This is a genomic window from Faecalibacterium prausnitzii (assembly GCF_003287405.1).
Taxonomy (GTDB): Bacteria; Bacillota; Clostridia; order Oscillospirales; family Ruminococcaceae; genus Faecalibacterium; species Faecalibacterium intestinale.
Genome location: NZ_PRLD01000004.1, coordinates 105409 through 118651, shown reverse-complemented (window position 1 = coordinate 118651; position 13243 = coordinate 105409). Strand labels below are relative to the sequence as shown.

Below are 13243 nucleotides of genomic sequence, written 5' to 3'. Positions count from 1 at the left end.
ACAACTTTTTACGTTGAATTTTGCTATTGCGCCCGTGCTTTCTGTCCCAAGTGGGCAAAAAAGGTTGTCAAAACAGGAAAAACGGGGTATGATAGAAGCTGGATCACGGGCTGTGATCCTTCAATATTGCTAAAGGAGTGTGCTTTATTATGCGCGCCTATGAACGACTGCTTGATTACGTCAGGGTCTACACCACCTCGGACCCGGAGTCCGGCACCCATCCTTCCGCTGCGCGGGAGTTTGATCTGGCTCACAAGCTGGTGGAGGAACTGAAGGCTCTGGGCGTGGAGGATGCCCGGGTGGACGAACACTGCTACGTCTACGGCTCCCTGCCCGCCACCCCCGGCTACGAGGAAAAGCCCGCGCTGGGTCTGATCGCCCACATGGACACCGCCCCGGATGCCGGCGGCGAGAACGTGAACCCCATCCTGCACGAGAACTACGACGGCGGCGATGTGGTGCTGCCCGCCACCGGCAAGGTGATGAAGGTCTCCGCCTTCCCCTTCCTTGCCTCCATGAAGGGCGAGACCCTGATCACCACCGACGGCACCACCCTGCTGGGTGCAGATGATAAAGCCGGTGTGGCTGAGATCATGACCGCCGTGGAGACCGTTATCCGCGAGGGCCGTCCCCACGGCAAGCTGTGCATCGGCTTTACCCCGGACGAGGAGATCGGCGAGGGTGCCGATCTGTTCGATATCCCCGGTTTTGGTGCAGACTTTGCCTACACGGTGGACGGCGGCGATGCCGGCGACATCGAGTACGAGAACTTCAACGCCGCTGCTGCCACCGTGACCATCCACGGCTTCTCGGTGCACCCCGGCTCTGCCAAGGACACCATGATCAACGCTTCCAACGTTGCCATGGAGTTCCACGGCGCTCTGCCCGTGATGGCGCGTCCCGAGACCACCGAGGGGCGTCAGGGCTTCTACCACCTGTGCCAGATGTACGGCGACGTCACCACCGCAAAGCTGGGCTACATCCTGCGCGACCATGATGCCGCCAAACTGCAGTTCAAGAAGGACAATATGCAGGACATTGCCGATTACCTGAACGGCAAGTACGGCGCAGGCACCGTAGAAGTGGAGATCAAAGACAGCTACCGCAATATGCTGGAAAAGATCAAGCCCCACTTCCACCTCATTGAGACCGCCCGCAAGGCTGTGCGCATGGCCGGTCTGGAGCCGGTGGAGGTGCCCGTGCGCGGCGGCACCGATGGCGCTACCCTGAGCTGGAATGGTCTGCCCTGCCCCAATCTGGGCACCGGCGGCTTCAACTTCCACGGCGTGTGCGAGTGCACCACCGTGGAGCGGATGGACCGCTGCACTGAGATCGTGCTGAACATCATCTCTCTGTACGCAGAATAATTTTTCTTTCGTTTTCTGTAAAGCCCTTCTGCATAAAAGCATGACCCCGCGTGAAAACGCGGGGTCATGCTGTATAGTTCCCCAAAAACGCATAAAACACAAAAACCCGCCTGGCAGCGGGTTTTTGTGTATAGAGGGGTGGGAAAGTATATAAAGTGGTGAATCTCAATATCAGCGGCAGGCTTTTGTGCAGTGCGCTGCCTTGCATGATGTATTATACCCGTTTTTCTTTTCTTGTCAAACAATATTTTTGGATTTTGCTTTAAAATAATACTTTACTTTTTCGCAAAAACTTTATATAATTAACATAGAATTTCAGAAACGAAATTTTATTCCATTTCCGTGGGTTTGCACAACATAAAAACTTTACTTTCAGAAAATTTTATACAATCCAACATATTTTTTAAGGAGACTTTTATATGGACGATCTCGATCGCAAGATCCTCACGCTTCTGGCCAAAAATGCGCGGATGCCCGTCAAAGAAATCGCAGAGCAGGTGTCCCTTACCAGCCCGGCAGTTTCCAGCCGTATCCACAAGCTGGAGACAGACGGCATCATCAGCGGCTATACCGTCACGCTGAACCGTCCGGCAGACCGGATGTATGTGGATGCGCTCATCAGCCTTTCGGTGGCTCCCTCCAAGCAGGATGCCTTTCTGGAGCTGCTGCAGAACAGCCGCGAGGTGCTGCAGTGCTACCACGTTACCGGCGCGTATACCTTTCTGGTCAAGGTCAGCTGCGGCAGCATGGCACAGCTGGAACATCTGATTCTGCAGTTCCAGAAGCTGGGCACTACCAGCACCCAAATCATCCTGTCCACCCCGGTGAACCACGGCGATCTGGACGCTTTGATGCTGTAAGCGGGCACTGTTCATAAAACTGTTACTTTTTCCCTGCAATTCTGCTGTGCAGTGATTCGTATCCAGAATAGCAGCCCAAAACCGGCACACACTACCTGTAGCGTGTGCGCCCCGGCTGCACCTTCCACACACAGCACTATGAAAGGAACTTTAATACTATGAAAAGATTCATCGCCGCCCTGCTGGCAGGGCTGACCCTGTTTACCTTGGTGGGCTGCTCCGGCGGCAGCAAGGCCGACAGCTCCACCCCCAAGGACTACTCCCAGATCATCCACGATGCCCGCAGCGACGAGGACAACGAGTACGATATGATCTTTACCAAGGGCGAGGACGGCAAGTTTACCGCCATTGACGGTTACAGCTCCGAGTACAAGGCCGACCAGCTGGACGAAGAGATCCGGGATATCCTGATGCCGCTGCTGAATCTGGAGGACGACCAGTACACCGCCTTTGCCGCCAGCATTTCCAGCATGATGGTGCGCAGCTATGCTGTTGCCATCGTAAAGCCCGCCGAGGGCAAGACCGATGCAGTAAAGGCTGCACTGGAAGCCTATGTTGCCAGCGAACAGCAGTCCATGGAACATTATCTGGAGGATCAGTACCTTGTTGCAAAGGCTGCCACCGTCACCGTAGCGCCCACCGGCGAGGTGGTTCTGGTCTGCGCTGAGGATCACGACACCATTCTGTCCAACATTGAAAAGGCTCTGGCCGCGTAAAATGCGTTTCTGAAAGAAGCCGCTGCACAGCGTTTTGTGCAGCGGCTTCTTTTTTTCAGAACTTCAGCCGCTCCTGCAAAAAACGGCACAGCGGTGCAAGGGCATCCGGGGCAAAGCCGGGCACCAGCAGGGTCTGCCCGTCCAGCTCTGCTGGTGCAATATGCGTCCGCTGCACAAAAGGGCTGCTGCACATCGCGGTGCAGCAGCCCTTCAGTTTACCTTTCCATGCACAGCACATCCATGTTGCCAAAGCCCTGCATGGCGTTGATATCCTTGATGATGGCGCTGCCTGCGGAGGCTGCCGCAATTTCACCGGAATTTTTGCTGAAAATCATTGATTTTATCTGTCAAAGCATTCATAATATCTTTAATTGTAAAAGACGTTTTCGTGTGCAGGAGGAAAAGCATGAAACAGGAGCTGATGGACGCCATTCAGGAAATGCCGGTCATTGCTGCCGTCAAGGACGATGCCGGGCTTTGCAGCGCGCTGACCAACGAGAATATCCGGGTGGTCTTTGTATTATATGGAGATATCTGCAATATCTCCTCCATCGTGCGCCGCATCCACGAAGCGGGGCGCTTTGCCGTGGTGCACATAGATCTTATTGCCGGGCTGGCGGGCAAGGAGGTAGCGGTGGACTTCATCCGCAATACCACCGAAGCGGACGGCATCATCTCCACCCGGCAGTCCTTCATCCGCCGCGCCAAGGAGCTGGGGCTGGCTGCCATCCTGCGGGTATTCCTGCTGGATTCCATCGCGCTGGAAAGTCTGGACAAGATCCCCGCAAACCTGCCGGACTGTCTGGATCTGCTGCCCGGCGCTATGCCCAAGATCCTGCGCCGCGTCTGCGCCAAGGCCAAGGTTCCGGTGCTGACCGGCGGACTGATCGCGGACAAGGAGGATGTGATGGCGGCTCTGGAAGCCGGTGCCACCGCTATTTCCACCACCAATCAGGCGGTGTGGGATATGTGATCCGCATTCTGCGCAAAAGCGGCGGGTGTTTTTTGTAAGGGTTTCACAAAAAGTGCAAAACACCTTGCTTTTTGTGCAGGGACAGGGTATCATAAAAGTAAACAAGTGCTGTTTGTTTCAAGAGATATGAGCGAAACGGACAAGGGCAGTTGCCTTTGTTTCGGTTCGCTCTTTTTTTGTGCAACCAACAGATGCCCGGCTCCCGCAGGCCAAGGCAGAACGGACAGGAGGAAAAGAACAATGTATGATATCGCGATCATCGGCTGTGGCGTCATTGGTGCTGCTGCCGCCTATGCGCTGTCGCGCTACGACAACAGGGTGGTCATCCTTGAGGCCGAAAACGATGTGGCAGACTGCACCACCAAGGCCAACAGCGCCATTCTCCACGCAGGCTACGACCCCGCCCCCGGCACCCGCATGGCACGGCTGAATGTGCGCGGCGTGGCACTGGCAAAGGAGATCTGCGCAAAGCTGGATGTCTCCTATAAGCAGTGCGGCTCGCTGGTGCTGGCACTGGACGAAAAGGAACTGCCCCACCTGCAGCATCTGTTCGAAAACGGCACCGCCAACGGCGTACCCGGCATGAAGATCCTTTCCCGGGAAGAGACTCTTGCCATGGAGCCGAGCCTCTCTGAGAAGGTCTGCGGCGCACTGTGGGCACCCAGCGCCGCCATCGTGAACCCGTGGGAGTACGCACTGGCCATGACCGAGGTGGCAGTGCGCAACGGCGTGGAGCTGCGCCGCAGCTGCAAGGTGACCGATGCCGAAGCCATCGAGGGCGGTTACCGCCTGACCGTGCCCGGCGGCACGGTAGAGACCCGCTGCGTCATCAATGCCGCCGGTATCTGGGCGGACAAGGTGCACTCCATGGTAGAGCCCGCCAACTTCCGCATCATCCCCACCCGGGGCGAGTACTACCTGCTGGACAAGAGCGAGGGCACCCGCGTGAGCCACGTTATCTTCCAGTGCCCCAACGCGCTGGGCAAGGGCGTGCTGGTAGCACCTACCGTGCACGGCAACCTGCTCGTCGGCCCCAACGCAGAGCCGGTGGAAGGCAACGACACCTCCTGCACCAGCAGCGGTCTGGAATTCGTCAAGACCACTGCCCAGCGCAGCGTGCCCAGCATCAACTTCGGCGAGTCCATCCGCAGCTTTGCGGGCGTGCGCGCCAATCTGGACGTGGACGACTTTATCATTGGCGAAGAGCCGGAAGCACCCGGCTGGATCGACCTTGCCGGCATGAAGAGCCCCGGCCTGTCCGCTGCCCCGGCGGTTGCTGAGGAAGCTGTTGCCATCCTGCAGCAGCGCGGTGTTCTGGGCGCTGAAAAGGCCGATTACAAGGACGGCCGCCGCCATATCCGCTTCAAGGAGCTTTCCGCAGAGGAAAAGGCGGCACTGGTCAGGGAACAGCCCGCCTATGGCCGGGTGATCTGCCGCTGCGAGACCATCACCGAGGGCGAGATCTTAGCAGCCCTCCACAGCGAGGTGCCCGCCACCACCATCGACGGCGTCAAGCGCCGCGCCGGTGCAGGCATGGGCCGCTGTCAGGGCGGTTTCTGCGGCCCCCGCGTGCTGGAGCTGATCAGCCGTGAGCTGGGCATAGACCCCTTGGACATCCTGCAGGACAAGAACGGCTCGAACGTTCTGGTCAGCGAAACGAAGGTAGGAGGAAAGAGCAATGGTTGATCTGGTCATTATCGGCGGCGGCCCTGCGGGCCTTGCTGCTGCCTGCAAGGCATGGGAAAGCGGTCTGCGCGACATCCTCATTCTGGAGCGCGACAAGGAGCTGGGCGGCATTCTGAACCAGTGCATCCACAACGGCTTCGGTCTGCACCGCTTTGGCGAGCAGCTCACCGGCCCAGAGTACGCCGGACGCTTTATTGCGATGCTCAAGAACACCGGCGTGAAGGTGCAGCTGGACACCATGGTGCTGGAAGTGACCCCGGACAAAAAGGTTCACTGCGTCTCCAAGGAGTACGGCTATCAGATCATCGAAGCCAAGAGCATCGTTCTGGGCATGGGCTGCCGCGAGCGCACCCGTGGTGCCATCGGCACCCCGGGCACCCGCCCTGCCGGTGTGTACACCGCCGGTGCAGCACAGCGCTATGTGAACATGGAAGGCTATCTGGTCGGCAGGCGGGTGCTGATCCTCGGCAGCGGCGATATCGGCCTGATCATGGCACGCCGCATGACCCTTGAGGGCGCAAAGGTGCTGGCCTGCGTAGAGGTGATGCCCTACTCCGGTGGCCTGACCCGCAACATCGTGCAGTGTCTGAACGACTTTGATATTCCTCTGTACCTTTCCCACACCATCGTGGATATTCAGGGCAAGAATCGCGTAGAAAAGGCCATCGTGGCCGAGATCGGCCCCGACCGCAAGCCCATCCCCGGCACCGAGATGGAGTTTGATGTAGACACCATCCTGCTGAGCGTAGGTTTGATCCCCGAGAACGAGCTGACCAAGCAGGCCGGTATCGAGATGGACCCCCGCACCAAGGGCGCCATCGTGTACGAGAACATGGAGACCAGCATTCCCGGCGTGTTTGCCTGCGGCAACGTGGTGCAGGTGCACGATCTGGTGGACTTTGTTTCCGGCGAGAGCGAGCTGGCCGGTGCGGCCGCTGCCAGCTACGTCCAGAACGGCCCCGTAGCCGAGGGACGCGTGCTGACCGTGAGGCCCGGTGCAGATCTTGGCTACACCCTGCCGCAGCGCATCCGTCTGGAGGGCGTGGAAAAGAGCACCAACGTCTCCTTCCGCGTCCGCCGCATCTGCGGCAGGAGCACCATCCTTGTCAAGAGCGGTGACACGGTGATCGCACGCTTCAAGCGCGACCGCCTTGCCCCCGGTGAGATGGAGCACATTGCCCTGCCCAGAGTGCTGCTGGACAGAGCCCCCGTGGACGAAGTGACCATTGAGATCGAGGAGGCATGAGCGATATGAAGGAAGTAATTTGCACCTGCTGCCCGCAGGGCTGCCATCTGCAGGTGGATGAGGCCAACGGCTATAAAGTGACCGGCAACGGCTGCCCCAACGGCATCGCCTACGGCAAGGAAGAGCTGACCCACCCCACCCGCATCATTACCAGCACCGTGCGCGCCGAGGGCTGCCTGCACTCCCGCTGCCCGGTCAAGACCTCCAAGCCCGTGCCCAAGGGACAGATGGCCGAGGTTGTCGCCGCGCTGGACAGCGTGGTGCTGCACGCGCCCATCCATGTGGGTGATGTGGTGCTGCACAACGTCTGCGACACCGGGGCAGACATTGTGACCTGCCGCGATATGGCATAAAGGCCTTTCTGCACAAAGTCAAAGCAGCCGCTGCACCTTGCCGTGCGGTGGCTGCTTTGCGTTGGCGGTGCAAAACACAGGTGCAGCAAGCCCCCTTCCGGGTCGTCCCGTCTCCCATCGCAGCGCAAGCTGCTCTTGACTTTTTGCCGCCGAACCGGTATGTTGGTACTGTCCGTTTGCCACACAGCATTGCATTTATAATATAAGGTAACTTTATGAAAATACACAGCACGACCCCTTTGCAGATCACTGACCGCTTTGGCGCACAGGCGGCCTTTGCCAGCCTGCGCCTGCCGGACGGCACCGAAGCCGCCGTACCGGCAGAGCACGCCGCCGCTATTTATGTAAACGAGCAGCCCGCTTTCCGGGTGGTATGCACCCCGGCGCTGCTGCCGCAGCTGGCCTTGGGGCGGCTGCTCACCGAAGGGTGGATCGCATCTGCAGACGAGGTGGAGCAGATTGCCGTCTGCGCCGAGGGTGCAAAGGTGCAGGTATATCTGCGCCACCCGCTGCCCACCCGCCGCGCCGCCGCGCAGGAAGTTGCCAGCTGCTGCACCGATAATATCGCGCTGGGCAGTCCGGTGGAGCTGCAGCCCCTGCGCCCTGTGCCCGGGCTGGCACTACAGCCGGAATGGGTGCAGACCCTGACCGCCGCCATGCACGCCGGACTGCCGCTGTACCGCGCCACCCGGGCGGTGCACAGCTGCTTTGTGCTGCACAAAGGAGAAATTGTTTTTGCCTGCGAGGATCTGGGGCGGCACAACGCGCTGGATAAGGCGGTGGGCTGCGCGGTGCTGGCGGGGCTGCCGCTGGCAGAATGTGTGCTGTACACCAGCGGCCGGGTGCCGCTGGATATGGTGCGCAAGGCCATCCGCGCGGGGGTGCCGGTGCTGGTAAGCAAAAGTATGCCCACCGTGCAATCCGCAGAGCTTGCGGCGGAATACGGCCTGCAGCTGGTGTGCGGACGCAAAATCCCTAAAGTTTAAGCAAAGATTACAAAAACAATAGTTACAAATCGGAAAAGGCTGTCCGTTTCTGTTGACATCCTTTGCGCCCCCATGTTAATATATTATCGAAGAGACCGCTCCGCTGTTGCAGCAGCCAGAGCGGCCTCAATTGTTGTCCGGGGTTACCCGGCAAAAATAAAAAACAGGCAGGTGATAACATGAAGCAGGCAACCAACCCGTTTGCGCCCGTACCGCTGTGGCGCAAGCGGCTGCCGGGCTATGCAGCCATGGGCGTTGCGACCATCGCCTTGGCGGTCGGTCTGACCACCTTGCAAAGCGCACGCACCACGGTTGCCGGTACGCTGCTGCCGGTGTCGGAGGCGGATGCAGCCGCCTACGGCATCAGCGCAGTGTATCAGCTCGACGATGGCAGCTACCGCGTGGAGGGCTCTCAGAAGGGCTTCCAGAGCGATGTACAGGCTGCCGTGACCATTGACGCCGAGGGCAATGTTTCCGCAGTAGAGATCCTCTCTCAGGACGAAACGGAAAGCCTTGGCGGTCAGTGCGTCAATCCGGAGTTCACGTCCCAGTATCAAGGCGCAGCCCCCTTCACGCTGGCGGGCAAAAGCTACACCGTAACGGACCCCGTTACCGGTGCCGCCTATGCCGCTGCCGGTGCGGCGGAGGAGCAGCCCGCTGCTGCCGGGGATTTTGACCCCGCACAGTGGCGCACCTTCGATACCTCTCCCGAGGCCGAGGCGACCCGCAAGATGTATGCTGCGGGGCTTACCCTCTCGGCACTGAATGGAGAACCCTTGGACGATGAACTGGCTCCGCCGCTGGATTCCAGCGCAGAGGCCGTGGCACGGCGCAAGCTGTACGCAGCCATGCTCAGCAAGAGCGCACTGGACGGCGAGCCGATGGCGATCCCCTTTGCGGATCTCTCGGCAGAAGAGCAGTCCAAGGTGCGTCTGGAGCAGGCCAGCCTGATCACCGCCGGCAATGCGTCCGGTGCCGTCAGCGCAGACCTGACCGAGGTGGATGCCCTTTCCAGCGCGACCATCACCTCTTCGGCTGTGACGACCATCGTCAACAACTCGTATTTCTATGTGACCGGGGTGCTCTGCGCAGAGTGACCTCAACGGAGGAATGGAACCTATGGCAAAAACTGATTTCCTGACGGCTGACATGACCCGCCGTCAATTCATGAAGATCTCGGGCAAGAGCCTTGCAGGGCTCACCCTGTCCGCTTCCATGCTGTCCCTGTTCGGCTGCTCTCAGCAGCAGGTGGATTCCGGCGCAGTGGCCACCTGGGCACTGCCGCAGGGTCTGCTGGTGGTCAACGCAGACCTGTGCACCGGCTGCCAGCGCTGCGAGATCAACTGCACCCTGACCAACGACGGCGTGTGCTCCTCTTACATCAGCCGCGTCAAGATCCAGCGCCGCCTGAATCTGGACGGTGCCGGCAACGGCCTGCTGTCCGGCACCGATAACTGCTTTGTCTACTTCCCGGACACCTGCCGCCAGTGCGAGGACCCCGCCTGCGGCAACGCCTGCCCGCAGAAGGCTATCACCACCGACGACCGCGGCATCCGCGTAGTGGATACCGACAAGTGCATCGGCTGCGGTGCCTGCCATGATGCCTGCCCGTGGCATATGCCCACCGTCAACCCCGAGACCGGCAAGTCCTCCAAGTGCATCGCCTGCGGTGCCTGCGTGGCAGGCTGCCCGTCCGGCGCTCTGTCCATCGTGGATTGGGATGCCGTTACCAGCGCAGCACAGGCTGCATACTTGGATCTGTAAGGAGGAACTACAATGGCTGAAAGTTATGGCTGGGCAGGCAAGATCCTGCGCGTCAACCTGACCACCGGCGAGATCACCACGCAGGATGACGAAAAGTACCATAAGTATATTGGCGGTATGGGCATGGCCTACCGCATTATGTATGAGGAAGCTCCTATGGAGCTGGACCCCTATGACGAGAAGGCTCTGGTCATCTTCGGTGTCGGCCCCCTGACCGGCGCAGGCGTGCCCTGCTCCGGCCGTATGAACGTGACCTTCCGCTCCACCTGGTCCAAGGGTCACTCCATCATCGACGCTCACATGGGCGGCCACATCGGCTCCATGCTGAAGTATGCCGGTTACGACGGCATCGTTGTCAGCGGCATCTCCGAAAAGCCCGTTTACCTGCGCATCGAGGACGGCGAGGTCTCTCTGGAGGACGCAACCGAGATCTGGGGCAAGGGCACCTTTGCTGCCAACAAGTGGATGGTAGAGCAGAACGGCCGCGAGTTCGAGACCGCTTCCATCGGCCCCGCCGGTGAGAATCTGGTGGACTACTCCACCCTGAACACCAGCTTTGGCAACTCCGGCGGCGCCGGTCTGGGCGCTGCCATGGGCAACAAGAAGCTGAAGGGTCTGGCTATCCGCGGCACCGGCAGTGTCAAGGTCGCTGACCCCAAGAAGGTGCTGGAGCTCTCCAACTACATGATGGGCAACCTGATCGGCGGCAACAACAACCACAACGTGCCCGCACAGCCTCAGAGCTGGGCAGAGTACAGCGCCACCTCCGGCAAGAACCGCTGGTCCGGCGCCCCCGGCCGTATGTGGAAGAAGGCTCCCGGCGGCCCCGTGGATACCGGCGAGCAGCCCTACAACGATATCAACAAGGTGGCTCTGCGCTGCTTCAAGGGCTACTTTGACTTCGGCGCTCCCGCTGCCGAGTACACCGTGAAGAACGGCGGCTGCTCCTCCTGCCCCATCCGCTGCTACACCGAATACGATGTGGATCCGCTGGCAGATTACGATCTGCCCACCCACAACTCCAACACCTGTATGCCCGTGCTGTACGGCACCCGCGTCTACCCGGATGGCGTGCACGACTTCAAGTACGAGGGCGACGGCACCATGGTCATCAATCTGGCATGGTCTCATGCTGTGGACGACATGGGTCTGTGGGACAACTACGGCAACCTGAACCGCGACCTGCTGTGGATCCTGCGGATGCCCCGCGAGGAAGCCACCAAGTACATCAGCGAGGCCGAGTACGACTCTCTGCCCTGGGAGTGGGAGAAGGCCGGCGATCCCCGCTGGGAGGTCGAGCTGATCCGCCGCATGGCTTACGGCGAGGGCGACCTGTCCGTCATCGCCAAGGGCACGCTGGCCATGATGGAGAAGTTCGGCCTGCCCAAGAGCTGGCTGGACCGCGACGATGGCGCTACCAACTCCAACCTGATCTACAACGGCTTCCCCAACCACCACGGCCCTGCTGAGGCATGGCAGGTTGGTATGCTGTACAACCTCGTCTACAACCGTGACTGCATGATCCACGAGATCGTCTGCGAGACCGGTTCCGGCGCTCCCTATGAAGTGACCAAGAAGGTCATGGAGGACTTCTTCGGCGAGGGCTGCTATGATAAGGCCAAGGCCTACACTCCCATCAACGAGAACAAGGCAAAGCTAGCTGCCTACTGCGTCAACGATAAGAACTTCCACGACTCCGCTACCCTGTGCAACTGGATGTGGCCCATGACCCAGTCTCCCTCCAAGGAGCGCGACTACCACGGCGATCTGGACCTGCAGGCAGACTTTATGACTGCTGTTACCGGCGAGACCTATACCCAGGCCGGTCTGCAGGAGGACGGTGCCCGCATCACCCAGATGCTGCGCGCGATGACCGCCATCAGCTTCCAGCAGAACTGCGGCAGCGCAAACCTGCGTCAGGAGCACGACGCCATCTGCGATTGGGTGTTTGATAAGGACCCCGACTTCAAGGCATTTGAGGAAGGCACCACCAAGCTGGACCGCGCCGACATGGAGAAGGCAAAGGATCTGTTCTACGACATCTTCGGCTGGGACCGCACCACCGGTGTGCCCACCCGCGAGACGCTGGAGAAGTATGATCTGGCTGACATGGCCGATGATCTGGAAAAGCGCGGCATCTACGCCCAGAACACCGCAGCAGCTGAATAAATCCAACAGATAAATCCCATAGAAAGAGGAAAGACCGTCATGTTGTTTGGCAGACGTAAACCCGGCTACACCACCACGGTGGATGGCAGCGTAGACCCGGAACAGGCCGTTCTGGAGCTGCAAAAGGCAGAACTGGCCGCCAAGAAAAAGCCCAAGGCAGAGGTGTTCGACATCGACGCCGCAAGCGAGACTGCCCGCCGCCTGAAGGAGACCGGCAGCACCTTTGACGGCAGCGCCGCCAAGACTGGCGAGGACGTGATCGCCGCAGTGGAGCGGGAGACCGCCGAGCTTGCCGCAAAGCAGGCCGCCGAGGCCGCACCCGAAGCCGCCGAAGCCGCGCAGCCCGATGCTGCGAAGCCGGAGCTGCTGGATTTTCTGGCAAGTGAGCCGGAGGCGGAAAACGATCCCTTTGCGGATCAGCCCACCAAGACCGCCCCGGAGCTGCCGGAGCTGACCCCTGCACAGGAGCTGGCTGGTTACATCCGTGCCCGCTCTGCGGCTGCGCTGATTACCCCCCACGCTTTGCTGCTGGAGGAAGTGGAAAACGCCGACGAGCTGCTGGCGCAGATGCCCGCAGACCCCCAGTGCACCGATATCGTCACCCGCGCGGGCGCAAAGGACACCTACTACTACTCCAACGCCAACATGAGCGATAACTATGCCATGATCGCGCAGCTCATCGAGGACAAGGATCTGTGTGTGATGTTTGCTGAGATGGTGCGGTTCAACGCCCGCATCTACCCCAGCGCCACTCCGCTCAAGTACTTCCAGCGCTCTCCCTACGGCCTTGCGCCGGAGGTCATCGAGCAGACTTGGAAGGCCATGCAGGAGAACCCGGAGTATGCCGATATCGAGGAGCTGACCAACAACCAGAACGAGCGGTTCCTCTTTTCCACCAAGCACCTCACCCGCCGCTACGCCAAGGCTATCAGCGACGTGGACGATTTCTGCGATTAAACCATAAACTACAATTGAATCAGGGTATAAGAGCTTCTTTGAGCAAAGGTGTCTAAACTCCCACAAAGAGCAGGGCACCGCGCCGCAATGCTAAGGGCTGCATAAGCCGGCATTCAAGGGTGGCGGGGGAAACCCCACCGCCTTCCCGCAGAAGAAACGCTGCAAT

General features: G+C 59.8%; 12 protein-coding genes. All 12 read left to right on the top strand.

Annotated features, from left to right (window positions below; genetic code table 11):
* Positions 1–149: 149 nt before the first annotated feature.
* The 12 genes from pepT to C4N24_RS05515 all read left to right on the top strand — a co-directional run bounded on the left by pepT (position 150) and on the right by C4N24_RS05515 (position 13077).
* Entirely contained in the window at positions 150–1367 is a 1218-nt protein-coding gene (gene pepT / locus C4N24_RS05570) for a peptidase T (protein WP_112090645.1), read from the top strand.
* Positions 1368–1786: 419 nt separating this feature from the next.
* Complete coding sequence (locus C4N24_RS05565) at positions 1787–2227, top strand: Lrp/AsnC family transcriptional regulator (RefSeq protein ID WP_015536797.1); 441 nt, start codon at positions 1787–1789, stop codon at positions 2225–2227.
* Positions 2228–2385: 158 nt separating this feature from the next.
* Entirely contained in the window at positions 2386–2943 is a 558-nt protein-coding gene (locus C4N24_RS05560) for a DUF4358 domain-containing protein (RefSeq protein WP_112090644.1), read from the top strand.
* Positions 2944–3349: 406 nt separating this feature from the next.
* Positions 3350–3916 (top strand): glycerol-3-phosphate responsive antiterminator, encoded by a 567-nt coding sequence (locus C4N24_RS05555; protein WP_112090643.1) that lies wholly within the window; start codon positions 3350–3352, stop codon positions 3914–3916.
* Between the two features lie 240 nt (positions 3917–4156).
* Complete coding sequence (locus C4N24_RS05550; RefSeq protein WP_112090642.1) at positions 4157–5602, top strand: NAD(P)/FAD-dependent oxidoreductase; 1446 nt, start codon at positions 4157–4159, stop codon at positions 5600–5602.
* Positions 5595–6848: an NAD(P)/FAD-dependent oxidoreductase gene (locus C4N24_RS05545; RefSeq protein WP_112090641.1), complete on the top strand. Its 1254-nt coding sequence runs from the start codon at positions 5595–5597 to the stop codon at positions 6846–6848. The genes C4N24_RS05550 and C4N24_RS05545 overlap by 8 nt, the downstream gene beginning before the upstream one ends.
* A gap of 5 nt (positions 6849–6853) precedes the next feature.
* On the top strand, positions 6854–7201 hold the full coding sequence (locus C4N24_RS05540; RefSeq protein WP_112090640.1) for a DUF1667 domain-containing protein: 348 nt from the start codon (positions 6854–6856) through the stop codon (positions 7199–7201).
* Between the two features lie 215 nt (positions 7202–7416).
* Positions 7417–8187 carry a formate dehydrogenase accessory sulfurtransferase FdhD gene (locus C4N24_RS05535; protein ID WP_112090639.1) on the top strand — a complete coding sequence of 257 codons (771 nt, stop codon included), beginning with the start codon at positions 7417–7419 and terminating at the stop codon, positions 8185–8187.
* Between the two features lie 179 nt (positions 8188–8366).
* On the top strand, positions 8367–9284 hold the full coding sequence (locus C4N24_RS05530) for an FMN-binding protein (protein WP_112090638.1): 918 nt from the start codon (positions 8367–8369) through the stop codon (positions 9282–9284).
* 22 nt (positions 9285–9306) lie between these two features.
* Entirely contained in the window at positions 9307–9951 is a 645-nt protein-coding gene (locus tag C4N24_RS05525; protein WP_055186098.1) for a ferredoxin-like protein, read from the top strand.
* Positions 9952–9963: 12 nt separating this feature from the next.
* Positions 9964–12120, top strand: coding sequence for an aldehyde ferredoxin oxidoreductase N-terminal domain-containing protein (locus C4N24_RS05520; protein ID WP_112090637.1), 2157 nt, complete (start codon positions 9964–9966; stop codon positions 12118–12120).
* A 39-nt stretch (positions 12121–12159) separates the two neighbouring features.
* The gene (locus C4N24_RS05515) at positions 12160–13077 is read left to right on the top strand and encodes a hypothetical protein (RefSeq protein WP_112090636.1); all 918 of its coding nucleotides are present in this window, start codon (positions 12160–12162) and stop codon (positions 13075–13077) included.
* Positions 13078–13243: the final 166 nt, after the last annotated feature.